The organism is Bradyrhizobium sp. NBAIM18 (genome assembly GCF_020193825.1).
Classification (GTDB): Bacteria; Pseudomonadota; Alphaproteobacteria; order Rhizobiales; family Xanthobacteraceae; genus Bradyrhizobium; species Bradyrhizobium yuanmingense.
In genome coordinates this window covers 338,805-362,402 of sequence record NZ_JADYVO010000002.1, presented here as the reverse complement: position 1 = coordinate 362,402, position 23,598 = coordinate 338,805, and the positions used below count along the sequence as shown (strand labels likewise).

At 64.4% G+C, this 23,598-nt stretch carries 26 protein-coding genes; 19 read left to right on the top strand and 7 right to left on the bottom strand.

Features of this window, described 5'->3' with window-relative positions:
* Positions 1-36: 36 nt before the first annotated feature.
* Positions 37-909 (bottom strand): bifunctional helix-turn-helix transcriptional regulator/GNAT family N-acetyltransferase, encoded by an 873-nt coding sequence (locus I6F17_RS05805; protein ID WP_225124214.1) that lies wholly within the window; start codon positions 907-909, stop codon positions 37-39.
* Between the two features lie 162 nt (positions 910-1,071).
* On the opposite strand from I6F17_RS05805, the gene I6F17_RS05800 reads away from it, so the two are divergent.
* From I6F17_RS05800 to I6F17_RS05775, 6 genes are all read left to right on the top strand, one after another.
* Positions 1,072-2,727, top strand: a complete 1,656-nt coding sequence (locus tag I6F17_RS05800) for an acetolactate synthase large subunit (RefSeq protein WP_225124213.1) — start codon at positions 1,072-1,074, stop codon at positions 2,725-2,727.
* A 213-nt stretch (positions 2,728-2,940) separates the two neighbouring features.
* Positions 2,941-3,288, top strand: a complete 348-nt coding sequence (locus I6F17_RS05795) for a Lin0512 family protein (protein WP_225124212.1) — start codon at positions 2,941-2,943, stop codon at positions 3,286-3,288.
* 4 nt (positions 3,289-3,292) lie between these two features.
* Positions 3,293-3,985 (top strand): GNAT family N-acetyltransferase, encoded by a 693-nt coding sequence (locus tag I6F17_RS05790; RefSeq protein ID WP_225124211.1) that lies wholly within the window; start codon positions 3,293-3,295, stop codon positions 3,983-3,985.
* Positions 3,986-4,054: 69 nt separating this feature from the next.
* Entirely contained in the window at positions 4,055-5,239 is a 1,185-nt protein-coding gene (locus I6F17_RS05785; RefSeq protein ID WP_225124210.1) for a serine hydrolase domain-containing protein, read from the top strand.
* A gap of 94 nt (positions 5,240-5,333) precedes the next feature.
* Positions 5,334-5,543: a DUF2892 domain-containing protein gene (locus I6F17_RS05780; RefSeq protein WP_225124209.1), complete on the top strand. Its 210-nt coding sequence runs from the start codon at positions 5,334-5,336 to the stop codon at positions 5,541-5,543.
* Positions 5,540-6,061 carry a sigma-70 family RNA polymerase sigma factor gene (locus I6F17_RS05775; RefSeq protein ID WP_225124208.1) on the top strand — a complete coding sequence of 174 codons (522 nt, stop codon included), beginning with the start codon at positions 5,540-5,542 and terminating at the stop codon, positions 6,059-6,061. Before I6F17_RS05780 ends, I6F17_RS05775 begins: the two co-directional genes overlap by 4 nt.
* 72 nt (positions 6,062-6,133) lie before the next feature.
* On the opposite strand, the gene I6F17_RS05770 is transcribed toward I6F17_RS05775, so the two are convergent.
* Both I6F17_RS05770 and I6F17_RS05765 read right to left on the bottom strand, forming a co-directional pair.
* Complete coding sequence (locus tag I6F17_RS05770; RefSeq protein WP_225124207.1) at positions 6,134-7,474, bottom strand: RtcB family protein; 1,341 nt, start codon at positions 7,472-7,474, stop codon at positions 6,134-6,136.
* Between the two features lie 109 nt (positions 7,475-7,583).
* On the bottom strand, positions 7,584-8,909 hold the full coding sequence (locus tag I6F17_RS05765) for a vWA domain-containing protein (RefSeq protein ID WP_225124206.1): 1,326 nt from the start codon (positions 8,907-8,909) through the stop codon (positions 7,584-7,586).
* Positions 8,910-10,100: 1,191 nt separating this feature from the next.
* Here I6F17_RS05765 and I6F17_RS05760 point away from each other — a divergent pair.
* On the top strand, positions 10,101-10,772 hold the full coding sequence (locus tag I6F17_RS05760) for a DUF429 domain-containing protein (protein WP_225124205.1): 672 nt from the start codon (positions 10,101-10,103) through the stop codon (positions 10,770-10,772).
* A gap of 6 nt (positions 10,773-10,778) precedes the next feature.
* Here the strand turns inward: I6F17_RS05760 and I6F17_RS05755 are convergent, their stop codons facing one another.
* Positions 10,779-10,985 carry a hypothetical protein gene (locus tag I6F17_RS05755; protein WP_225124204.1) on the bottom strand — a complete coding sequence of 69 codons (207 nt, stop codon included), beginning with the start codon at positions 10,983-10,985 and terminating at the stop codon, positions 10,779-10,781.
* A gap of 164 nt (positions 10,986-11,149) precedes the next feature.
* Here I6F17_RS05755 and I6F17_RS05750 point away from each other — a divergent pair, with 164 nt between their 5' ends.
* Both I6F17_RS05750 and I6F17_RS05745 read left to right on the top strand, forming a co-directional pair.
* Complete coding sequence (locus I6F17_RS05750; protein WP_225124203.1) at positions 11,150-11,296, top strand: hypothetical protein; 147 nt, start codon at positions 11,150-11,152, stop codon at positions 11,294-11,296.
* Positions 11,297-11,374: 78 nt separating this feature from the next.
* Positions 11,375-12,079: a glutathione S-transferase N-terminal domain-containing protein gene (locus tag I6F17_RS05745; protein WP_225124202.1), complete on the top strand. Its 705-nt coding sequence runs from the start codon at positions 11,375-11,377 to the stop codon at positions 12,077-12,079.
* 13 nt (positions 12,080-12,092) lie between these two features.
* Here the strand turns inward: I6F17_RS05745 and I6F17_RS05740 are convergent, their stop codons facing one another.
* A complete protein-coding gene (locus I6F17_RS05740; RefSeq protein WP_225124201.1) occupies positions 12,093-12,464 on the bottom strand; it encodes a tRNA-binding protein in 372 nt (123 codons plus the stop codon).
* Positions 12,465-12,569: 105 nt separating this feature from the next.
* Between I6F17_RS05740 and I6F17_RS05735 the strand changes: the two genes are divergently transcribed.
* Positions 12,570-12,929 carry an ArsC family reductase gene (locus tag I6F17_RS05735; protein WP_225124200.1) on the top strand — a complete coding sequence of 120 codons (360 nt, stop codon included), beginning with the start codon at positions 12,570-12,572 and terminating at the stop codon, positions 12,927-12,929.
* A gap of 3 nt (positions 12,930-12,932) precedes the next feature.
* Here I6F17_RS05735 and I6F17_RS05730 read toward each other — a convergent pair whose 3' ends face one another.
* Positions 12,933-13,580 carry a hypothetical protein gene (locus I6F17_RS05730; RefSeq protein ID WP_225124199.1) on the bottom strand — a complete coding sequence of 216 codons (648 nt, stop codon included), beginning with the start codon at positions 13,578-13,580 and terminating at the stop codon, positions 12,933-12,935.
* A 340-nt stretch (positions 13,581-13,920) separates the two neighbouring features.
* On the opposite strand from I6F17_RS05730, the gene I6F17_RS05725 reads away from it, so the two are divergent.
* The 7 genes from I6F17_RS05725 to I6F17_RS05695 all read left to right on the top strand — a co-directional run bounded on the left by I6F17_RS05725 (position 13,921) and on the right by I6F17_RS05695 (position 20,419).
* Positions 13,921-14,676, top strand: coding sequence for an ABC transporter ATP-binding protein (locus tag I6F17_RS05725; RefSeq protein ID WP_036034135.1), 756 nt, complete (start codon positions 13,921-13,923; stop codon positions 14,674-14,676).
* Complete coding sequence (locus I6F17_RS05720; RefSeq protein WP_036034132.1) at positions 14,669-15,415, top strand: ABC transporter ATP-binding protein; 747 nt, start codon at positions 14,669-14,671, stop codon at positions 15,413-15,415. The genes I6F17_RS05725 and I6F17_RS05720 overlap by 8 nt, the downstream gene beginning before the upstream one ends.
* Positions 15,416-15,471: 56 nt before the next feature.
* Positions 15,472-16,692, top strand: coding sequence for an ABC transporter substrate-binding protein (locus I6F17_RS05715; protein ID WP_225124198.1), 1,221 nt, complete (start codon positions 15,472-15,474; stop codon positions 16,690-16,692).
* Between the two features lie 75 nt (positions 16,693-16,767).
* Positions 16,768-17,631 carry a branched-chain amino acid ABC transporter permease gene (locus I6F17_RS05710; protein WP_036000843.1) on the top strand — a complete coding sequence of 288 codons (864 nt, stop codon included), beginning with the start codon at positions 16,768-16,770 and terminating at the stop codon, positions 17,629-17,631.
* Position 17,632: 1 nt separating this feature from the next.
* On the top strand, positions 17,633-18,601 hold the full coding sequence (locus tag I6F17_RS05705; protein ID WP_036022655.1) for a branched-chain amino acid ABC transporter permease: 969 nt from the start codon (positions 17,633-17,635) through the stop codon (positions 18,599-18,601).
* 157 nt (positions 18,602-18,758) lie between these two features.
* The gene (locus I6F17_RS05700) at positions 18,759-19,403 is read left to right on the top strand and encodes a DUF47 domain-containing protein (RefSeq protein WP_225124197.1); all 645 of its coding nucleotides are present in this window, start codon (positions 18,759-18,761) and stop codon (positions 19,401-19,403) included.
* A gap of 11 nt (positions 19,404-19,414) precedes the next feature.
* Entirely contained in the window at positions 19,415-20,419 is a 1,005-nt protein-coding gene (locus I6F17_RS05695) for an inorganic phosphate transporter (protein ID WP_225124196.1), read from the top strand.
* Here the strand turns inward: I6F17_RS05695 and sugE are convergent.
* On the bottom strand, positions 20,412-20,726 hold the full coding sequence (sugE, locus tag I6F17_RS05690; RefSeq protein ID WP_036034128.1) for a quaternary ammonium compound efflux SMR transporter SugE: 315 nt from the start codon (positions 20,724-20,726) through the stop codon (positions 20,412-20,414). The genes I6F17_RS05695 and sugE overlap by 8 nt on opposite strands.
* A gap of 175 nt (positions 20,727-20,901) precedes the next feature.
* On the opposite strand from sugE, the gene I6F17_RS05685 reads away from it, so the two are divergent.
* Both I6F17_RS05685 and I6F17_RS05680 read left to right on the top strand, forming a co-directional pair.
* Positions 20,902-22,524, top strand: a complete 1,623-nt coding sequence (locus I6F17_RS05685) for a peptide chain release factor 3 (RefSeq protein WP_036034125.1) — start codon at positions 20,902-20,904, stop codon at positions 22,522-22,524.
* A 45-nt stretch (positions 22,525-22,569) separates the two neighbouring features.
* Positions 22,570-23,559 carry an ABC transporter substrate-binding protein gene (locus I6F17_RS05680; RefSeq protein WP_225124195.1) on the top strand — a complete coding sequence of 330 codons (990 nt, stop codon included), beginning with the start codon at positions 22,570-22,572 and terminating at the stop codon, positions 23,557-23,559.
* Positions 23,560-23,598 lie beyond the last annotated feature (39 nt).

Sequence of the window (23,598 nt, the reverse complement as noted above, 5' to 3'; positions counted from 1 at the left end):
TCGACCAACGCGCGAGGACCGCGAACCGGTCCAGTATCAGAGGCGCTTTTCGAAGAAGAGGTCCGGATAGGGATCGTCGTTGAAGCGCGGGATCTCGCGCCAGCCCGTGCTGCGATAGAGCTGACCGGCTTCGGGCAGCGCGCTGTTGGTGTCGAGCCGCAGCAGCGCGATGCCTAGCTCGCGCGCGGCGCTCTCGGCCGCATCCATCAGGCGGCGGCCGAGCCGCAGCCCGCGCGCGGCGGGAGCAACCCACAGCCGCTTGATCTCGGCGTAGCCGTGATCGGTGCCCTTCAAGCCGACGCAGCCGATCGGCAGCGTGTCCGACATCGCAACGAGGAATGTGCCGCGCGGGCGGCGCATGTCCTTGGCGTCGGGGTCGCGTGACAGCGAGACGTCAAAGCCCTGGCTGAAGCGGCGGCCGAGCTCGGCATAGTACTCGCCGAGGCAGTAGCGCGCTTGCTCGCAGCGCGGATCCATCTGCTCCAGCGCGACGCGCTCGCGCGTCAGCGCGGAGGCGATCAGGTCCATCGCCGCCAGCAACGCCTCGCGTTGCGAATGTTGCGCGAGGAGGCCCTCTGCCTGCGCGTTGGACAGCGCCTCGTAGGCTGCGAACTCGCGCCGGCCCGCCCGTGTGAGCGTTGCCATGCGCCGCCGCGCATCGTCCTCGCGTGCGGCGGTCTCGATCAGCCCCTCGTCCTCGAGGCTGCGGAGCAGCCGGCTCATCAGCCCGGAATCGAGACCGAGATAGTCCCGGATCTCCGCCACGTCCGATCGCCCGTGCCCGATCGCATTGAGCACGCGCGCGGCACCCAGCGGCCGGCCGCGCCCGAGAAACGACGTATCGAGCGCTCCGACCGCAGAGGTGACGGCGCGGTTGAAGCGGCGAACGCGGGAGACGGGATCGAGCATGATGTCTGACTTTAGTCAGATATCGCGGCTTGTCAATCGAGCGAGAGCTGATCGAGTTGCAGTTGCGCGACTCTTTGTGAGTTGTTCCCGTGTCGCGAGCCGTTACCATGCGGCCGCTCGGGGAGTCTGGGTTCACAACGAGCGGAGGCGGCATTGGGCGGGATGGAACGCAAAGCGAAGGGATCGGACCTGTTCGTCGCCGCCCTGGAGAATGAGGGTGTCGACCGCATCTTCGGCATTCCTGGCGAAGAGAATCTCGATCTTGTCGAATCGCTGCGTGCCTCCAAGATCGAGCTGGTCCTGACCCGGCACGAGCAGGCCGCGGCCTTCATGGCCGCAACCCACGGGCGGCTGACCGGCAAGCCCGGCGTTTGTCTGTCGACGCTCGGCCCCGGTGCTCTCAACCTGTCGACGGGCGCCGCCTATGCGCATCTCGGTGCCATGCCGATGATCCTGATCACCGGCCAGAAGCCGATCATGAGCAGCCGCCAGGCCCGCTTCCAGATCGTGGACGTGGTGGCGACCATGAAGCCGCTCACGAAACTGTCGCGGCAGATCGTCAGCGCCTCCAGCATCCCGACCGTGGTGCGCGACGCCTTTCGCGTCGCGATGGAGGAGCGGCCCGGGCCGGTGCATCTCGAACTGCCCGAGGACGTTGCCGGGGACGAGGTGCCTGCGGTCCCCGTGATCCCGGTCCATCCGATCGAAATCCCGGTCGCCCATCGCGCCGCGCTCGACCGCGCCGCCGAGATGATCATGGCCGCCAAGCGCCCGCTGGTGATGATGGGCGCGGCGACCAGCCGGCCGCGGTCGACACACGGCATCGCAAGCTTCGTGCGGCGGACCGGCATTCCGTTCTTCACGACTCAGATGGGCAAGGGCACCGTGCCCGGCGGCACCAATCTCTATATGGGCACTGCCGCCTTGTCCGAGCGCGACTATGTGCACGATGCCATTGATGCTGCCGACCTGATCGTTGCCATCGGCCACGACCCGATCGAGAAACCGCCATTCATCATGGGCCCCTCGGGCCCGAAGGTCATTCACGTCAGCTACACGCCGGCGAGCGTCGAGCAGGTCTATTTCCCGGATGCCGAGGTCGTCGGCGACGTCGGCCCGAGCCTGGAGCTGCTGGCGGATCGGCTCGAAGGCAAGCTGCCGCAGGCCGCGGCGCTGCTGCCGTTGCGGGAGGAAATCCTTGCTCACATCGCCGATCGCGCCACCGAGGCGCGCTGGCCGCCGACGCCGCAGCGTATCGTGCACGACATCCGCCAGGTGATCCCCGAGAACGGCATCGTCGCCCTCGACAACGGCATGTACAAGATCTGGTTTGCGCGCAACTACCGCACCCGCGTCGCCAACACGCTGCTGCTCGACAACGCGCTGGCGACCATGGGCGCCGGCCTGCCGTCGGCGATGATGGCCGCGATGCTCTATCCCGACCGCCGCGTGCTTGCGGTTGCCGGCGACGGCGGCTTCATGATGAACAGCCAGGAGATGGAGACGGCGGTCCGCCTCAAGCTCAACCTGGTCGTGCTGGTGCTGGAGGACAACGCCTACGGCATGATCCGCTGGAAGCAGGCCGTCGATCACTTTGCCGATTACGGCATGACGTTTGGCAATCCGGATTTTGCAATGTACGCCAAGGCTTATGGCGCCAAGGGTCATCGCATCGAAAGCATCGACAGCTTCGGCCCGACGCTCGATGCCGCCTTCAGGGAGGGCGGCGTGCATCTGGTCGTGGTCCCGGTCGATTATTCGGAGAACGTCCGGGTGCTCGTGGACGAGCTGCGGGCGCACGAGAAGGCGAAGGCGTGAATTTTGTGCGACGCTCTCACCGTTCGTCATTGCGAGGAGCCCTTGCGACGAAGCAATCCAGACTGTCACCGCGGAAAGATTCTGGATTGCTTCGCTGCGCTCGCAATGACGGAGCCTGTGGCGCACGACTCGGTTCAACATGACAACCACACTTGTGTTGGGCGTGCCGATCGTCGAAACTCTCCACTACCCAACCAGCCACAGGAATAAAGCATGCCTCGCATTCGTTGTGTCACCGAGATGGGCATGGGCGTCGACGTCCACGGCAGGGACGCCACCAAGGCGGCGAAGCGGGCGGTGTCGGATGCCATCAGGCATTCCAGCCTCGGCTTCTTCCGGATGATCGGCAAGACCGCGAACGACATGTTCGTGGACGTCACGATCGGCGTGCCGAATCCAGAAGCCGTCGACAAGGAAGCCGTCGCCAAGGAGCTGCCTTACGGCACCGTGACCGTCACCGCGGTCAAGGGCGGGCTGGAGATCCCCTCGGCCACGGAAGTGGCCAACGATCCCATCCTGATCGCCAATGCCGCCGTCATCGTCAGCTTCGACAAGGATTAGGCTGATGTCCGCGAGCGATGAGGCGCTGCTGGATCGCCCGATCTGGAGCGCGTTGACGACGAGCCAGAAGCATCTCGCCGAAGGCGGCCCGCGGGCTCTGCGCTATCCCGTGGACATGACGCCGTTTGCCGATATGGCGGACATGTCCGCGGCAAGTTTTGCGGCGCTCGGCGATCTCATGTCGGGCTCGCAAGTCGCGGTGCTGTTCACGCCCGAGCCGGTCGAAATTCCCGCCGGCTTCAAGGTGCTGCTCGCGGAGCCCGGCGAGCAGTTGATCGGCTCGCCCGCCGACGCCTCGCCGCGCGATGCCGAGATCGTCCGCCTGGGGGCGACCGACGTTTCCGCCATGATGGCGCTGACCGAGCTGACCAAGCCCGGGCCGTTCGCGGCGCGGACGCACGAGCTCGGCACCTTCCTCGGCATCCGCGCTCGCGGCGAGCTGGTCGCCATGGCCGGCGAGCGGATGAAGCCGGGCAATTTCACCGAGATGACGGCGGTCTGCGTGCATCCCGATCATCGCGGTCGCGGATACGCACAGGCGTTGCTCGCCGCCATCGCGCGCCAGATCGAGGCGCGCGGCGAAATTCCGTTCCTGCACGTGTTCTCGAGCAATACGTCTGCCATCGCGCTGTACCAGCGGCAGGGCATGCGGATTCGGCGCCGCCTGCAGGTGACCGTGCTGATGAAGCAGGGATGAGCTGCACTGCGGGCTTCATATCCTGAGAAATCGCGCTATATCGATTCCAACCACAATTGGGGGGAGCACATGGACGCCAGAACGCCTGATTTTTCCGCCGTACGGACGGCAATGCAGCGCTACGTCGATCAGGAGATCATTCCCGGCGTATCCTGGGCCGTGCTGCGCGGCCGCGAAGTGGTCGATCAGCAATGCGTCGGCTTTGCCGACCGCGAGGCCAACACTGCGTTGCGGCCCCACCACATCTTCCGCGCGTTCTCCAACACCAAGATCTTCGTCACCTGCGCGATCATGCTGCTGGTCGAGCAAGGCCGCATCGGCCTCGATGACGCAGTCGAAAAATTCCTGCCGCAGCTCGGCAGTCGCAAGGTGCTGAAGCAGGGCGCTTCGAGCCTTGCCGATGTCGAGCCGGCGAAGAGCCCGATCACGATCCGCCAGCTGCTGACCCACACCTCCGGCCTCAGCTACGGCATCTTCGATCCCGGCACGGTGCTGTTCAAGGGTTACAACGAGGCGCGCGTGCTCAATCCGCTGACGCCGCTCAGCGACATGATCGACAGGCTCGCCGACCTGCCGCTGTCCTATCACCCTGGCACGGCCTGGGAATATTCCGTGGCGACAGACGTGCTCGGCCGTGTGGTCGAGGTCGTCTCGGGCCAGCCGCTCGACGCCTTCCTGAAGGCGCGCATCTTCGATACCCTCGGCATGACCGATACCGGCTTTTATGTCCCCGAGACACAGCAGGGCAGGCTGGTCGCGCTCTACAACGGCGCCGACGTGCTCGACCCAATGAAGCCCGGCCTCACACGCGCCGACCATCTGCCTTACCCGCAAGCCTATCGGCGGCCGCTGCCGCGGCTCTCGGGCGGCGGCGGTCTCGTTTCGACCTTGCCGGACATGCTCGCACTGCTGCGTGCGCTGCTGCCCGGGTCAGATGCGCTGCTGAAGCCGGAGACGCTGCGGCAGATGATGACGAACCAGCTGCCCGCAGGCCAGACCATCCGATTCGCCAATCTCGGGCCGATTCCCGGCAAGGGCTTTGGCCTCGGCGGCGCCATCACCTTCGCGCCGACGCCGTTCGACCCGCCGAACTCGACCGGCGAATTCCAATGGGGCGGCCTGGCCGGCACCCATTGGTGGATTTGCCCCGAGGCCAATACGGCGGGCGTGCTGATGGCCCAGCGCTATATGGGCTTCTGGAATCCATTCTTCTTCGAGTTCAAGCGCCTGGCCTATCAGGCGGTCGGAGGCTGATCGCAAAAAATCTTCCGTCGGCGCGAATCCTTCCTGGCCGTCGCGTCCTCTTGTTAGTCGAGGCAATCGGTCTCGGCCCATGTCGGAGGATGTGATGGGATTCTATCGAAAGAACATCGGCGGACTGCATCAGGCGGTGCGGGTCGTCCTGGGTATCGCGGTCGCGGTCGTGGGGGTCGTTTATCTTGCCGGCGCGACGGCATGGCTGGTCGCGCTCGGTGGTGCCGGCTTCGCGCTGACCGGTCTCGTCGGTTATTGCCCGATGTGCGCAATGGCGGGCATCGGCAAGGGAGGGGCGTCGTGAGCGCGGCGGCGATCTCGCCAAATCTGTTCGAGGCAGCTCGGCTCGGCGATGCCGAGGCGATTGCGCGTCTGCTCGAGACGACGCAGCCGGATATTCGTCGCTATGCGCGCGCGACCTGCCGCAGCTCGGCGGACGCCGAGGATGCGACGCAGGAGGCGCTGTGGATCCTGTTCCGCCACGTCGGCACGATCCGCTCGCTGCTGGCATTGTCGGCCTGGCTGTTCAGCGTGGTCCGGCGCGAATGCCTGCGGCTCGCGCTCCGGGCCGGCCTTATGCCGGCTGTCGATGGCGGCGAGGCGGAGGCCGCACTGCTGTTGCGCCCCGAGGCCGATCTGCGGCTCGACGTCGCCGCGGCCTTCGAGGCGCTGCCGCCGCACTATCGCGATGTCGCGCTGATGCGCGACGTCAAGGAGATGACGATCGATGAGATTGCCGCCGCGCTCGGCATGACCAGGCAGACCGTGAAGGCGCGGCTGCATCGCGCCCGCGCCTTGATGCGCGAATATCTGACGAGATGAGAAACGATTGAATTTAAGAAAGCCGTGGAGTGATGTGGGCGGGAGACATCGCCTCCCGCCCACGGTGTCGCCTCAGTCCTTCCAAGGATCGAACTCGCCTTCACCGGCCATGGCGACGGCGAACGGCCGCAGCGTGTGCAGCACGCGCACGGTGCCGGCGTGTTGCGCCAGCACGTCCGGCAGGCGGCGATAGGCCATCGGGCTCTCGTCGAGGTCGGCACCGATCAAGGTGACGCCGCGCTCGTTCAGCCAGCGGTCCATCTCGTCGCGCGAGAAGCGCCGCTTCGCCTCCCGTCGTCCGAACAGGCGGCCGGCCCCGTGCACTGTCGAGTAGAGCGAGGCCTTGGCTTCCGGGCTGTCGACGCCTTCGAGAATCACGGCATCATCGCCCATCGAGCCGCCGACGAACCCCTTCTGGCCGGGAAACGCCGGGGTCGCGCCCTTGCGCACCACCCACAAATCCTTGCCGTCGTGGGTCTCACGCCAGGCATAATTGTGGTGGTTGTGCACGCTCTCGGTCACGCTGCCGCCGATGATCCGGCGGACGCGCTCGACCACCCACTCGCGGCCCGCATAGGCATAACGCCCGGCGAGCTGCATCGCCGCGATGTAGCGGCGGCCGAGCTCGCTGTCCTCGTCGACCACAGCGGGCGGGACGTTCATGCCGTCCTTGCCGCCAGCGGCCTTGAGATAGCGCGTCGCGGAGGTGTGCCCGAGGCCGCGGCTGCCGAAGTGGACGCCGATCCAGACGAAGCCTTCCTCGTCGCGCATGAGGTCGACATAGTGGTTGCCCGATCCGACCGTGCCGAGCTGCTTCACCGCCTTCTGACGGTAATCCTCCATGTCGCTTTCGCGCCAGGCGTCGCCGTCGTCGAACAGGTCGTGCTCGGCCCGTTCCGCGTTGGCGCGGCCGACGCCGAACGAGATCACCTTGGCGACGTCGCGGATGATCGTGGGAGCGATCTCCGCGATGTCGTCGAAGCGCGTGTCGAGCCGGGCCGCCATGTTGCCGCAGCCGATGTCGAAGCCGACGCCGGAGATGCTGATCTGCTTCTCATAGGCGATCACCCCGCCGACCGGCTGGGCGTAGCCGAGATGGCCGTCGGCGCAAATCACGCCGGAGACGACGTTGCCGATCGCCATGCAATTGCGCATCTGCGCGATCGTGGCGTCCTCGTGCGGGCCGAATACCTTCAGCGGCGCATTCTGGAAACGGGCGTCCTGCGTCCGGAATTCGGCAATCGAGCTCGCGGTCGCATTGGCCTCGCGGGCAAGATGCTCCTTGCGCGCGGCGTCCTTGTACAGGCACCAGGCCGGCTGGCCGCGTCCTTCGCCGACGCGCGAGTCGGGATCGACACCGGCGGCGAGGCAGAGCTCGCGGGCGCGTTCCATGTAGGGATCGGGTCGTCGCATGGTCCAAGATCCTTGTCATTCCGCGCGCATCATAACGGGCGGGCGGATCATTTCAGAGATTTCGCTGGCCCCGGGCGCATCTCGCGTCCGGGGCCGTTGTCGTCGGGCATCAGTTCAACGCCGCCTCCGACGCCGCGATCCACGCGACTACGGCCTCAGAGAAGCCGTTGACGCGGGTCCAGGCGCCGTGACCGACACCGTGCTGATACGAGGCCACGTTGACCATGGTGCCGCGCGCCCTCGGCTCGGGCACCTGGTCGTGGCTCTGCTCGTCGGTGAAGACGATCAGGCGATCGCCCTTGCGGTCGATCTCCGTCACGGCCTTGCCGAGATAGGTTCCGCCATGCGGCTGCGAGTTGATGATCGCATCCCGCAGCGCGAAGCCGCGGCGGGGCGGGACCTTCACGACCTCATTGCTGAAGGTGAAGATCTCGACCTCGTCGCAGATCTCGCGCGCGAGGATGGCAAGGCCACACGCCGCCTCCGCACGCGTCATTTCAGACTGCGCGGAGAGCGTCGCGAACATCGAGCCCGACACGTCGATCAGGAGCCGGGTGCGGCCCGGAAGCCGCACATGGTCCTTGACCGACTTGAGCATCGCAGCCTCGAGCTCGGGCTCGAAGTCCGGCGCATAGCGTGCCGCCGTGATGAAGCGATAGGGCAGGATACGATCCGTCCGCATCGCCTCGATCGCGCCTGCGATGATCTCGCGCGGGACCTGCGCGTTCTGCATCAGCCGCAGATTGCGCAGCAGCGCCAGGCCGCCGAGCTTTCGCTCGGCGATCAGCCGCTCGAAGGTCTCGCGCTTGCTCTTGCCGGCCGAGAGCGAAACCTCCCAGGTGTCGGGGGAGGCGAGCTCGCCATCGACAAGCTGCTTCCACACCTTCTCCTGCTCGGCGTCCTTCGGCTTGGCGTGGACCAGGAACAGCACGTCCCTGATCCGCACCGCGCCGTCGCGATCCCACTTGGCGAGCTGATAGGCGTCGAACTTGGTCAGCGCCCGGGCAAGACCCTTCTTGACCTGCGCCGAGACCGGCTGACGCTTGCGCTGCTGCATCGGCCCCAGCGCATCCGCCCAGTAGATCGCGAGCAGCTCCGTCATCTCGTCGGGACGCTGGATCACCCGGTGAAGCGTGTCCGCGACGAGGGCGCGGTGCTTCTCGTTCCGCGCCATCTCGCGGATGACGAGCAGCGGCGCGTGCCGCAGCTTCATCACCTCGCGCGCCTCGATCGCGAGCCGCGCGACGCGCTCCGGCGCGACCTTGGGCACCAGCGCCTTGATGCGATCGGCAATCGCAACGCCGTCCTCGTAAAACTGGTCCTCCCACAGGAGGCAGTTCATCAGTGCCCGCTTCAGCTCCATCTCGGGCGTGAAGCGCACGGCGCGAGCGCCCTCCCGCGTGAAGGCGCGAGTGATCTTGTTGAGCCTGACCATGACGGCCTCCTCTTGGGTTGATGGGGACATGAAAGGGGTGCCGGGGAACAAGCGAGGCTGTACTGCTCCTCTCGGAGCTTCGCAGAGCGGGCTCAATCTCCGAAGAAGATCGAGGCACCGCCGCTGTGATTACGAAGTAACAGCACTCTTCACCACCGGCGGTGGTTAAGAGGACACGACCCGGGAACAGGCGATTGCTGTACCCGACGAGCCGAAGCTCGACGGAAAGCGCTCTATCCTCTGAGCTACCGGTGCATGGGACACCGGGCGGGATTCGAACCCGCGACCTCTCGCGTTGCAGGCGAAGTAACAGAAATCTTCACCACGGATCGTGATGGGGTTGGCGGGGAACGATCGATGCTGTTGCTGCCCTTGCGGGCGATCCGCCTTTCGGCGCGCAGGGTTCGAACCTGCTCGGCGCTTTCGCGCCTTCACCACGAAGTAACAGACATCTTCACCACCGCCAGGCCGATGCTGTCGCATCGGCCGTTGATGGGTACGCTGGGGAACGGGCGATGTCGGCGTCAGTGACCGACAACACAGGATTATCCTTGCGAACAAATCCTGCGCCGGGCCGCGTGCGTACCTTTTCCGAGGCCGCATCCCGGTGCGTGTGTCACAGGCGGGAGGCATACCCGCTGTGCCGTGTGGAGAAGTATCCGACATCTTCACCACCAGCATCGGTTGAGCCGCGATCGTCGCGGCAAACCGAGTTACAAAAATTCGATCGCGGCGCTGTCGACGCGCCGCACATTGCGAACCCGCTGGGTTCGCTCTGCCATCGGTGTCCGGCTCATCGCCTCGTTCCCTCCGGCAGGCCCCGCGCACTTGGACACGCGCCTCTCCAGCGCGAGCCCCGGGATCCGGGTCTCCCGTTCCGGCCGATGCCGGGTTGTTCGGTTGGGCCGCGCGGCGGGCAACAAAAAACCCTCCGGAGCGGCAGGCTCGGGAGGGTCCGTGAGAAGCGGACGATCGATCTTGCGGTCAGGCAAGATCGCTCCCATGCGCCGTGCATGCGCAATCAAATAGCTTGGGGCTATTCGGCGTGTGGACAATTCTTTCGTAGCGGTACGACATCGCTCGGTTCATGGTGTCTGTCGCAAACGGAAGTGCTTGCGAGGGCGCGGGACATACGCCCGCAACTTGCGGATGTCAAGCGAGACGCGCGCGGAAATTGAAATTGATGGACGCATGACTTGCCAAACCTATTTGGGGCTCGACGGATTTCGTTTCGGGTGGGTCGCAGCGTGGATCGACGAGCGTGGCGATCAAGGCTTCGATTATTCGCCTGGCCTGACGCGTCTGCTCGCAATGCCGCACGCCCGCGCGATGATCGACATGCCGATCGGACTGAACCCGAGCGGCTACCGCGCCTGCGATGTGCGGGCGCGCGAACTGATCGGCCCTGCGGTGTTTCTCGGTGCGCGTCGCGACCTCTGGAGATTCCCGGACATGGCGGCGGCCAATCGCCATTACTGGAAGCGCGAAGGCGAGGGCAGGGGCGTATCGGCGCAACTGTGGAATATCAGGGACAAGATGAGGGAGGTCGACGAGGCCATGACGCCGGCGCGGCAGGCGACGATCGGCGAAGCGCATCCGGAATTGATCTTCTGGAATCTGGCACGGCGCGTGCAGCTCGAACCGAAGACCTCGCCGCGCGGGCGAGAGCAGCGCATCGCGCTTTTGAGAGAGCGCGGCTTCACTGAGGTCGAGAGATGGCTCACGCTTCGCCACGGCACCGGGATCGGTCGCGACGATCTCATCGACGCCTGTGCCTGCGCCGTCGCAGCGCGCGACAGCACGCGTTCCGTTGGTGACGGCGCGGTCGATACGCGCGGACTACGGATGGAGATCAACTTCTGACGGCGATCAGCCCTCGACGTCGCCTTCGAGGTGCACGCGGCTGCTGTGACCTGGATGCGCGCTGCCGCTGTCGTCGTCCAGCCTCGTTGCTCTCGCTTCATACTCGTCGGCCATCGTCCGCAACCGCTGCGCGGCTTTGCTGTGCGCGAGATCGTTCGCGACGCGGCGACAGCGTTCAGCGTGGTCGAGCAGGGCGCGCTTCTCGATGTTCATCGCGTGACAACGCGCGAGGGGACCATTGGTCCCCGCGCAAGCCGCCGGAACAGCACGATCGCTTCGCAGTAGGATCGGGAAAAAACGGCAATATTTTAGTGCCGCCTCGGAACATGGCGCCTGAGCCGACGTTCTACGCCAGAGGCTGTGAGGGACATAATACCATGTACGACGTGTGCCAATTGGCGACCGCGATGCTCGCGATCGCCTTTACGGCCCTGCTGTTGGTGACGGGTCAACGATTCATCGAGTCTCGGCTGCAGCGTGACGCATTGCCCCCGTTCGTAACGATGGCGACGCTGCCGCCCTAAGCACAGCCGGAAGTCACTTGCGCGGTGCGGTATCTTGCCTAGATTGAGCACGCCTCAGTCCATGCGCCCAGGATCCCGATGTCCGCTCTGTCCGTCTTCCCCATCACCAAACGTTGGCCCGCCAAGCACCCCGAACTGCTCCAGCTCTATTCGTTGCCGACGCCGAACGGCGTCAAGGTCTCGATCATGCTGGAGGAGATCGGGCTTCCTTACGAAGTCCACCTCGTTGATTTCGGCAAGGACGATCAGAAGACGGCCGAATTCATCTCGCTCAATCCGAACGGCAAGATCCCGGCGATCCTCGATCCGAACGGCCCCGGCGGCAGGCCGCTGCCATTGTTCGAGTCCGGGGCGATCCTGCAATATCTCGCGGAGAAGACCGGCAAGCTGCTGCCGCAGGATGCCGCGCGGCGTTATCAGACCCTGCAATGGCTGCACTTCCAGATGGGCGGCGTCGGGCCGATGTTCGGCCAGGTCGGCTTCTTCCACAAATTTGCCGGCAAGGACTACGAGGACAAGCGGCCGCTGGGACGCTACGTCGACGAGTCCAAGCGCCTGCTCGGCGTGATGGAGGCGCACCTCGCCGGCCGGCAATGGTTCATGGATGACGACTACACCATCGCCGACATCTCCATGCTCGGCTGGGTGCGCAATCTCATCGGCTTCTACGGCGCGGGCGATCTCGTCGAATTCGCCCAGTTCAAGGCGGTCGGCGCCTGGCTCGAACGCGGCCTCGCGCGTCCGGCGGTGCAGCGCGGGCTGAACATTCCGGCAAGGCCCTGACAAGGCCCCGAGGCTAAAACAGCCGTCCGCCGTTCGGCACCGGCTTGCTCGGCTGCACCAGCACGACCTTGCCGTTGGCATCGGGGAAGCCGAGTGTCAGCACCTCGGAGACGACCGGGCCGATCTGGCGCGGCGGAAAATTGACGACGGCCGCGACCTGTTGGCCTACGAGACTTTCGAGCGGGTGGTTTTTGGTGATCTGGGCCGAGCTCTTGCGCACGCCGATGGCGGGGCCGAAATCGATCCACAGCCGCCAGGCCGGCTTGCGCGCTTCCGGAAACGGTTTGGCGTCGACGATGGTGCCGACACGGACGTCGACCGCGAGGAATGTGTCGAAGTCGATGGTCGGTGCGGCCGCCGCTGCGGGATCGTGGGTGACGTGCATGGGATGTCCGTTCGGTGGGGTGACGCGTCTCGCGACATTGTCGCGCGACGCGGAGTTTCGTACAACGCCACGCACATCACCGCTACGCCATGCGCGAGGACCGTCTTGCCCACCATCATCTACGGCATCAAGAACTGCGACACCATGAAGAAGGCCCGCGCCTGGCTCGATGGCCATGGCGTGGCTTACGCGTTTCACGACTACAAAGCGGCGGGTGTCGAGAAGGACAGGCTGAAGCAGTGGAGCGACAAGGTCGGTTGGGAGACCCTGCTCAATCGCGCCGGGACGACCTTCAAGAAGCTGCCCGACTCCGACAAGGAAGGCCTCACCGAGAAGAAGGCGCTGGCCTTGATGCTAGCGCAACCATCGATGATCAAGCGGCCGGTGCTCGAAATCGGCGGCAAGCTGTTGGTCGGCTTCAAGCTGGATATCTATGCCAAGGAGGTCGGCGGCAAGGCGCGCTGACGGCTAGTTCAGCTCAATGATCTCGTTGGAGATGGCGCGGCCCGGCTGGTCCGAGAACTCGACCGGATCGGCGGGTGCGATGCGGCCGGGGGCGCGATGAAACAGCTCGCGATCGATCACGGCCCGCAGCTTCGGGCGCGGCAGCGCGTCATTTCCGCGCATCAGATTCTTGATCTCGAAGCCGCCGTCCTCGCAGAAGGTCTTTACTGACGCGATGATGTGGCTGACCCTGCCCTCGGTCAGGAACGGCAGCAGCAGCCGCTCATACGCGACGATTCGGCCATAGGCGTCGTCGACGTCGGCAACGCTGTAGATCGGAAGGCCGCGCGCGACGCATTCATGATAGATCGGCATCACGTATGGTGCGAGCCGCGGCCCGACGTAATCATCGAGCGAAACGCCCTTGCCGGTATGCCCATAGGCGCGCGAGATGCGCGTGCCTTCGCTCTGGATGACCAGGCGCGGCGTCGGCGTCGAAAGCTCCACCGTATAATAGATGAGATCCGACAGTTCCTCCTCGAGCCGCGCGGGCTGATACTCCCAGATCGCGGGAGCGATCTGCTGGCGCGCATAAAGTCGCAGCCACGTGTTGAGGAGATCACGCTGGCGGATCGACTTGACGACGGAGGGAGCGGCGCTTGCAAAATCCAAGACAATATTCTCCGCGCGTGAAAACCCTGGGATGATCGGGCTTGCGGGAAAATTTTCGATGAAGGCTGGCGCGGGAGACGAAAGACCGTTAACGACGGCTTGATGGCCGGTGCCTTGCGAACCGGAAAGGCCGGGCAGGCACGACATCGACCTCTGCGACTAAGGGAGCATTTGTACCCCCGCCGGAGGCTTGACCTGCTCAGCTTTCCGCCTTGCCTAACCCCCGTCACCTCCGGCATATTCCGCGCCCGGAGGCGGCGCCCCGGTGGGCTGCAAGTCCTCCGGACAGCCGAAGCAACAAGGACAGCCACGCGCCGCGCGCGGGCAGGGGGAAAACTGTTTGGCCGATGAGTTCATTCTCGAAACGGAAGGCTTGACCAAGGAGTTCGCGGGCTTCTTCGCCGTCCGCGACGTTGCGCTCAAGGTTCGCCGTGGGAGCATTCATGCGTTGATCGGCCCGAACGGCGCCGGCAAGACGACCTGCTTCAATCTTCTGACCAAGTTCCTCAAGCCGTCGGCCGGGAAAATCCTGTATAAAGGGCAGGACATCACCGCGATGGCGCCGGCGGATGTGGCCCGCCTGGGGCTGGTCCGTTCGTTCCAGATTTCGGCGGTGTTTCCCCATCTCACCGCGCTCGAGAACGTCCGTGTCGCGCTGCAGCGCCAGCATGGCTCTTCGTTCGATTTCTGGCGCTCCAAGTCGGTGCTCAACCGCTTCAACGACCGCGCGCGCGAGCTGTTGAACGATGTCGGCCTCAACGAGTTTGCCAACACGCCGGCGGTCGAGATGCCCTATGGGCGCAAGCGTGCACTTGAGATTGCGACCACGCTGGCGCTCGACCCGGAGATGATGCTGCTCGACGAGCCGATGGCCGGCATGGGCCACGAGGACATCGACAAGATCGCGGCGCTGATCAAGCGCATCTCCGCGAAATACACCATCCTGATGGTCGAGCATAACTTAAGCGTCGTGGCCAACCTCTCCGATATCATCACCGTGCTGACGCGCGGGCAGGTGCTCGCGCAAGGCCATTACTCCGAGCTCACCAAGGACGAGCGCGTCAAGGAAGCTTACCTGGGAGCCGGTCATGCCTGATACAGCGATCGCCGAGGCTCCGGCCAGGGCTGCGACCGGCGGGAACATCCTGCAAGTCCGCAACTTGGAAGCCTGGTACGGCGAGTCTCACATCCTGCACGGGATCAACTTCGACGTGAACGCGGGCGAGGTCGTCACCCTGCTCGGGCGCAACGGCGCCGGCAAGACGACGACGCTGAAGTCGATCATGGGCATCATCGGCAAGCGCACCGGCTCGGTGAAGTTCAACAACCAGGAGATCATCCGCGCGACCTCCGACAAGATCGCGCGCATGGGCGTCGCCTTCTGTCCGGAAGAGCGGGGCATATTCTCCAGCCTCGACGTCCGCGAGAATTTGATGCTGCCGCCGGTTGTCCGCGAAGGCGGTTTGCCGCTCGAACAGATCTTCGAGCTGTTTCCGAACCTGAAGGAGCGGCTGAACAGCCAGGGCACCAAGCTGTCGGGCGGCGAGCAGCAGATGCTGGCGATCGCGCGCATCCTACGCACCGGCGCGAGCTTCCTGATGCTGGACGAGCCGACCGAGGGTCTTGCACCCGTCATCATCCAGCAGATCGGCCATACCATTGCGCGGCTCAAGAAGGAGGGCTTCACGATCCTCCTGGTCGAGCAGAACTTCCGCTTCGCTTCCACCGTCGCCGACCGCTATTACGTAGTCGAGCACGGCAAGATCATTGACGGGTTTTCCAATTCGGAGCTTGCCGCCAACATGGACAAGCTCCACACCTATCTCGGCGTGTAGCCGAGCAGGCCGAACGATCGAGAGTAACTATCAAAGGAATATTGGGAGGTCGGATTATGAAGCACAGCATTTCGGCAATGTTGCTCGGGACGGCCCTGGCGCTCGGCGCGGCAGGCGGCGCGGTCGCGCAGGACAAGAACATCAAGATCGGCGTGCTGACCGACAATTCAGGACTTTATGCCGATCTCGGTGGCGCCGGCTCGACCGTCGCCGCACAGATGGCGATCGAGGATTCCGGGCTCGCTGCCAAGGGCTGGAAGCTCGACCTGATCTCCGCCGACCATCAGAACAAGCCTGACATCGGCTCCACGATTGCTCGGCAATGGATCGACGTCGAGAAGGTCGACATCTTCATGGATGTCCTGAACTCCGGCGTTGCGCTGGCGGTGAACAATATCGTCAAAGAGAAGAATTCCATCCTGATCAACACAGGTGCGGCGACGTCGGATCTCACCAACGCGCAATGCTCGCCGAATACGGTCCACTGGGTCTATGATACCTATATGCTGGCCAACAGTACCGGGCAGGCGCTGGTGAAGGCGGGTGGCGACACCTGGTATTTTCTCACCGCGGACTACGCCTTTGGCCATGCCCTCGAGCGCGACACTGCCGCGGTCGTGGTGAAGTCGGGCGGCAAGGTGATCGGCAACGTCAAGCATCCCCTGAATACCGCTGACTTCTCGTCCTTCCTGCTTCAGGCGCAGGCCTCCAAAGCCAAGATCATCGGCATGGCGAATGCCGGCGGCGACACCACCAACACCATCAAGCAGGCGTCCGAGTTCGGCATCGTCTCGGGTGGCCAGAAGCTTGCGGGTCTGCTGCTCTTCATCACCGACGTGCACTCGCTCGGTCTGAAGGTGGCGCAGGGCTTGAACTTCACCGAGACCTTCTATTGGGACATGAACGACGGCACGCGCGCCTTCTCCAAGCGCTTCTCCGAGCGGATGAAGAACAAGGCGATGCCCTCGATGGTGCAGGCCGGCGTCTATTCGGGCCTGCTGCACTACTTCAAGGCGCTGGAGGCGATGGGCGGCAATCCGCATGACGGGGCCAAGGTGGTCGCCAAGATGAAGGAGATGCCGACCGACGATGCGTTGTTCGGCAAGGGAACGATCCGTGCGGACGGTCGCAAGCTGCATCCGGCCTATCTGTTCGAGGTCAAGAAGCCCGAGGAATCCAAGGGCCCCTGGGACTATTACAAGCTGATCGGCACGACCCCCGGCGACCTGGCCTTCCGGCCGCTGTCGGAAAGCGCCTGTCCGCTGGTGAGGAAGTAACGGTGAACGATGCGGGCCGGCGCGCAACGGCGCCGGCCTGTCTTTGAGGAATAGAAGGGACCGGGTGCGGGATCGATGCAGGCTCTCTACGCTCAGCTACTGGTGGGACTGATCAACGGCTCGTTCTACGCGCTGCTCAGTCTCGGGCTTGCCGTCATCTTCGGCATGCTCAACATCATCAATTTCGCCCATGGCGCGCTCTACATGATGGGCGCCTTCGTCGCCTATTTCCTGTTGAACCTCGGCGGCATCAACTATTGGTGGGCGCTGCTGCTGGCGCCGATCATCGTCGGCATCTTCGGCATGATCCTGGAACGGACCATGCTGCAATGGCTGACCGGGCTCGATCATCTCTACGGCCTGCTCCTGACCTTCGGCATCGCGCTGATCGTGCAGGGCGTGTTCCAGAATTATTTCGGCTCCTCGGGCCTGCCTTACGCCATTCCCGACCAGCTCAGGGGCGGCATGAATCTCGGCTTCATGTTCCTGCCGATCTACCGCGGCTGGGTCGTCGTGTTCTCACTGGCGGTGTGCCTTGCGACCTGGTTCCTGATCGAGAAGACGCAGCTCGGCGCCTACCTGCGCGCCGCGACCGAAAATCCGACCTTGGTGCGTGCCTTCGGCATCAACGTGCCGCGCATGATCACGCTCACTTACGGTCTCGGCGTCGGCCTTGCCGCGCTCGCCGGCGTGCTCTCGGCGCCGATCAACCAGGTGCGGCCGCTGATGGGTGCCGACCTCATCATCGTCGTGTTCGCGGTGGTGGTGATCGGCGGCATGGGCTCGATCATGGGCTCCATCATCACCGGCTTTGCGCTCGGCGTGATCGAGGGCCTGACCAAGTATTTCTACCCCGAGGCCTCCAACACCGTCGTGTTCGTGCTGATGGTGCTGGTGCTGCTGGTGAAGCCGACGGGATTGACGGGAAGGGCGGCCTGAGATGACAACCCTGACGGACGACACGCTTCCTGTGACCCCGCGCGCAATGCGCGACGAGATGATTGTATTCGCAGTGATGGCGCTGCTGCTCGCAGCGGTGCCGTTCACTGGCGTCTATCCGTTCTTCGTGATGCAGGCGCTGTGCTTTGCGCTGCTCGCCTGCGCCTTCAATCTGCTGGTCGGCTATGGCGGCTTGCTGTCGTTCGGCCACGCGATGTTCTTAGGCACGGCCGGCTATTGCAGCGCGCATGCGCTGAAGGTCTGGGCGCTGCCGCCCGAGCTCGGCATTCTCGTCGGCGTCGCCGCGGCGTTCGTGCTCTCGATCGTCACCGGCTACATCTCGATCCGACGCCAGGGCATCTATTTCTCGATGATCACGCTGGCGCTGTCGCAGCTCCTGTACTTCATCTATCTCCAGGCCCCGTTCACCCATGGTGAGGACGGCATCCAGGGCATCCCGCAGGGACGCATGTTCGGCGTGCTCGATCTGTCCAAGCCGACGGTGCTGTACTATGTCGTGCTGGTCGGCTTCCTCGCCGGCTTCCTCCTGATCTTCCGCATCATCAACTCGCCGTTCGGCGAGGTGCTGAAGTCGATCCGCGAGAACGAGCAGCGCGCGATCTCGCTCGGCTACCGCACCGACCAATACAAGTTCCTGGCCTTCGTGCTGTCGGGGACGCTCGCCGGCCTTGCCGGTGCGCTGAAGGTGTTCGTGGCGCAAAACGCCTCGCTGACCGACGTGCACTGGACGATGTCGGGCGAGGTCGTGCTGATGACGCTGGTCGGCGGGCTCGGCACCGTTTTCGGTCCCGTGGTCGGCGCCTTCGTGATCATCGCCATGCAGCAATATCTGGCGGGCTTCGGCCAATGGGTGACGGTGATCCAGGGTGCGATCTTCGTGGTCTGCGTGCTCACCTTCCGCCGCGGCGTCGTCGGCGAAATCGCGCATTACTTCCGGCGCTCGCTCTAAGTAATTGATGTTGCATTAATTTCATTGATGCGTGAAAGCGGTGGATGACCCGGCTCCGCGGGCGTGAGGCGACACGCGCGCGGATCGAAAATGGTCTATGACAGTTTTATGATAGCCCTCACGGGCCTGACCATTTTCCAACCGGTAGCCTACTCCCATGATGCGATGGTTTCGTGCGTTCCTGCCCAGGGAAGAGCGGTTCTTCGACCTGTTCGATCGGCATGCCCAGACGGTGATCCAAGGCGCAGTCGCGCTCCAGGGCATGCTCAACGGGGGCGAGGAGACGCCGGTCTTTTGCCAGCGCGTCAACCAGTTCGAGAACGACGCCGATAACATCACGCGTGAGGTGCTGACAGCGGTGCGGCGCACCTTCATCACCCCGTTCGACCGCGGCGACATCAAGAACCTGATCACCTCGCTGGACGATGCGATCGACCAGATGCAGCAGACGGCCAAGGCCGTCATGCTGTTCGAGGTTCGCAGCTTCGAGCCGCCCATGCGCGAGATCGGCGGGCTTCTGATCGAATGCGCCAATCTGGTCGGGCGCGCGCTGCCGTTGATGCAGTCTATCGGACCCAACGTCGCGATGCTGACGGCCATCACCGAAGAGCTCGGCAAGCTGGAGGGGCGGGTCGACGATCTCCACGACATCGGCCTGAAGGAGCTGTTCCTCAAGCATCGCGACGGCAATGCGATGGATTTCATCGTCGGGGTCGAGATCTACGACCATCTCGAGAAGGTGGCCGACCGCTTCGACGACGTCGCCAATGAGATCAACAGCATCGTCATCGAGCAAGTGTAGGGCGGGCCGCCGTGGATGCTGCGTTGGCTTTTCCTGTCCTGGTCGGCCTGATCGCCGTCGCGCTGCTGTTCGATTTCCTGAACGGCCTGCACGACGCCGCCAATTCGATCGCGACCATCGTTTCGACCCGCGTGCTGCGACCGCAATTCGCGGTGTTCTGGGCCGCGTTCTTCAATTTCATCGCCTTCCTGGTGTTCGGGCTGCACGTCGCCCAGACCATCGGCACCGGCATCATCGATCCCGCGGTCGTCGACGCCCAGGTGATCTTCGCAGCCCTCGTCGGCGCCATCGTCTGGAACCTCGTGACCTGGGCGCTCGGCATTCCATCGTCGTCGTCGCACGCGCTGATCGGCGGGCTCGTCGGCGGCGGCTTGGCCAAGGCCGGTATTTCGGCCGCGGTGTGGAGCGGCCTGTCCAAGACCGTGCTGGCGATCGTGCTGTCGCCGCTGGTTGGCTTCCTGCTCGCAATGGCGCTGGTTGCGGTCGTGTCCTGGGCCTCGGTGCGCTCGACGCCGTTCGCGGTCGACCGCGCCTTCCGCATCCTGCAATTCGTCTCCGCGTCGCTCTATTCGCTCGGCCATGGCGGCAACGACGCGCAGAAGACCATGGGCATTATCGCGGTGTTGCTCTATTCGCAGGGCCATCTCGGCAGCGAGTTCTCGGTGCCGTTCTGGGTGGTGCTGTCGTGCCAGGCGGCGATGGCGCTGGGCACGCTGATGGGCGGCTGGCGCATCGTCCGCACCATGGGCCTGCGCATCACGAAATTGACCCCGATGCAGGGCTTTTGCGCCGAGACCGGAGGCGCGGTGACCCTGTTCATGGCGACCTATCTCGGGGTTCCCGTCTCGACCACCCACACCATCACCGGCGCCATCGTCGGCGTCGGCGCCGCCCGCCGCGTCTCGGCCGTGCGCTGGAACGTCGCCAGCTCGATCGTCTATGCCTGGGTGATCACGATCCCGGCCTCGGCCATCGTGGCCGCGCTGACCTGGTGGGTGGTCCAGCTCGTCAAGTGACGAGCTTCAGTCCGATGATGCCGGCGACGATCAGGCCGATGCTGGCGAGGCGGAACGCCGTCGCCGGCTCGCCGAACAGGATCATGCCGAGCGTCGCGGTGCCGACCGCGCCGATGCCGGTCCAGACCGCATAGGCGGTTCCGACGGGAAGGGATTTGAGGGCGAGCCCGAGCAGGATGACGCTCCCGGCCATGGCCGCAAGCGTGACCGCGGAGGGAACAAGCCGGGTAAAACCCTCGGTGTACTTCAGGCCGATCGCCCAGGTGATTTCGAGAAGACCGGCGACGAACAGGATGCTCCAGGCCATGACCGACCCTCCATTCAAGGCAGGGTCGTCCCCGCGGCTGAGGTGCTGATGGGCGGGGAGGCCGTCCTCCCCCAAGACTGATATATTCAAGCGCCGATATGGGGCTGGCCGGAAGTCTCCGCAATCACCAAATGAGGCTTGATCAGGCCCGTTTTCCCTGCCACACGCTCCCGCCATGTCCGACATCGCCGCCACCACAGCCGAATCGCCGGCCCGTTCCCCGCTTGCCGCCGAGGTGGCGAGGCGGCGGACCTTCGCGATCATCTCCCACCCCGACGCCGGCAAGACCACGCTGACCGAAAAGCTGCTGCTGTTCGGCGGCGCCATCAACCTCGCCGGCCAGGTCAAGGCCAAGGGCGAGCGGCGCAACACGCGATCCGACTGGATGAAGATCGAGCGCGAGCGCGGCATCTCAGTGGTGACCTCGGTGATGACCTTCGAGTTCGAAGGCCTCGTCTTCAACCTGCTGGACACGCCGGGCCACGAGGACTTTTCGGAGGACACCTATCGCACGCTGACGGCGGTCGATTCCGCCGTGATGGTGATCGACGCGGCCAAGGGTATCGAGGCGCGCACCCGAAAGCTGTTCGAGGTGTGCCGTCTGCGCGACATCCCGATCATCACCTTCATCAACAAGATGGACCGCGAGAGCCGCGACGTGTTCGAGCTGCTCGACGAGATCGAGAAGACGCTGGCGCTCGACACCACGCCGATGACCTGGCCGGTCGGCCGCGGCCGCGACTTCCTCGGCACCTATGACGTCGTCAATGGCGGCGTGCGCCTGCTCGAAGGCGGCGGCGCCAAGACCGGCGCGGCGCTCGAGATCGAGATCGAAGAGCTCGCCAAGCTCAACGCCAATCTCGACGTCTCCGCCGTGAAGGACGAGCTCGAGCTCGTCACCGAGGCGTCGAAGCCGTTCGAGCTGGACGCGTTCCGCGAAGGCCACCTGACGCCGGTCTATTTCGGCAGCGCGCTCCGTAATTTCGGCGTCGGCGACCTCCTGGAGGGCCTCGGCAAGTTCGCGCCCGAGCCGCGCGCACAGGACAGCGACCAGCGCAAGGTCGAGGCGACCGATCCGCGCATGAGCGCCTTCGTGTTCAAGATCCAGGCCAACATGGATCCCAACCACCGCGACCGCATCGCGTTTGCGCGCCTGTGTTCGGGCAAGCTCAGCCGCGGCATGAAGGCCAAACTCGTGCGCACCGGCAAGAGCATGCCGCTGTCGAGCCCGCAATTCTTCTTCGCGCAGGACCGCTCGGTCGCGGACGAAGCCTTCGCCGGCGACGTCGTCGGCATTCCCAACCACGGCACGCTGCGCATCGGCGATACGCTGACCGAGGGCGAGGATTTCAACTTCGTCGGCGTGCCGAGCTTTGCGCCGGAAATCGTCCGCCGCGTCCGTCTCACCGACGCGATGAAGGCGAAGAAGCTGAAGGAAGCGCTGCAGCAGATGTCGGAAGAGGGCGTGGTGCAGGTATTCCGCCCTCGCGACGGCGCCCCGGCGCTGGTCGGCGTGGTCGGCGCGCTGCAGCTCGATGTGCTCAAGGCCCGGCTCGAGGCGGAATATTCGCTACCGGTCGAGTTCGAGGTCAGCGAGTTCCAGCTGGCGCGCTGGGTCTCCTCGGAGGACCGCAAGAAGCTCGACAGCTTCATCGCCGCCAATAATTCGAGCATTGCCGACGACGTCGACGGCGATCCCGTCTATCTCGCCCGGAACGAGTTCTACCTCGGCTACACCAAGGAGCGTGCCGAGGGTATCGAGTTTAGCAACGTCAAGGATGTCAAGAAAAAGGGGTAATGTTTCCCAGACGTTCTCCGTGATGCAGGACGGCAACGCATAGCGATGTCGACGGTCATGAGGCGGCGCGAATTCATCATGCTCGCTGCAGGCGCGGCGGCCTATCCGCTGAGCACATCCGCGCAGGGGAATGTGCGGCGGATCGGTGTGTTGGCGGGAGGTAGGGCGAGCGATCCGGAGAGCCAGGCCGGCTACCAGAAACTGAGACAGCGTCTGGGTGAACTCGGTTGGGAACAGGGGCGCAACATCCATATCGAGTATCGCTGGTGGGCCGGCGATCCGAATGTCGCCGATGCTCAAGCGGCTGAACTCGTGGAGTTGCGGCCGGATGTGCTTCTGGCAATCGGCACTCCCTCTGTGGAAGCCCTGAGGCGACGCGCGCCGACCTTGCCGATCATCTTCACGGTCATTGCCGATCCCGTGGGTGCCGGTTTCGTCCAAAGTCTGGGCAAGCCGGGCGGAAATATCACGGGCTTCACGACTTTCGAGCCTGAAATGGCCGGCAAGTGGCTGCAACTGCTCAAGCAGGCGGCACCGGAGATGCGAAGGGTTGCCGCAATCTTCAATCCGCGAACGGCGCCCATGATCTTGATGCCGTCCGTGCAGGCGGCCATTCCGGCAGTCCAGCTCCAGCTCGTTCCGGCGCCGGCGCACAACGCCGCCGAGCTCGAACAGGCGATCTCCCGCTTTGCAGAGCAGCCAGACGGCGGGCTGCTGATCTTTCCCGACGCATTTCCACTCGTTCATCGGCAATTGATTCTGAACTTGGCGGCCGCGCATCGTCTGCCGGCGATGTATCCGTTCCCGTCCTTTGTCACGGACGGCGGGCTGATGTCTTACGGAGTCTCGATTACGCAGCTCGTCGGTCGCTCGGCGGATTATGTCGACCGCGTCTTGAGAGGAACCCGTCCCGCAGACTTGCCAGTCCAACAACCGAATGAACTCCAGTTCCTGCTCAATCTCAAGACAGCCAATGCGTTGGGGCTGAATTTACCGCCCACGCTGGTGGCGCAAGCGGATCAGATTGTCGAGTGAAGCGAACCATCGCGGCTAGCCTTGAACCTTTCATAGCCG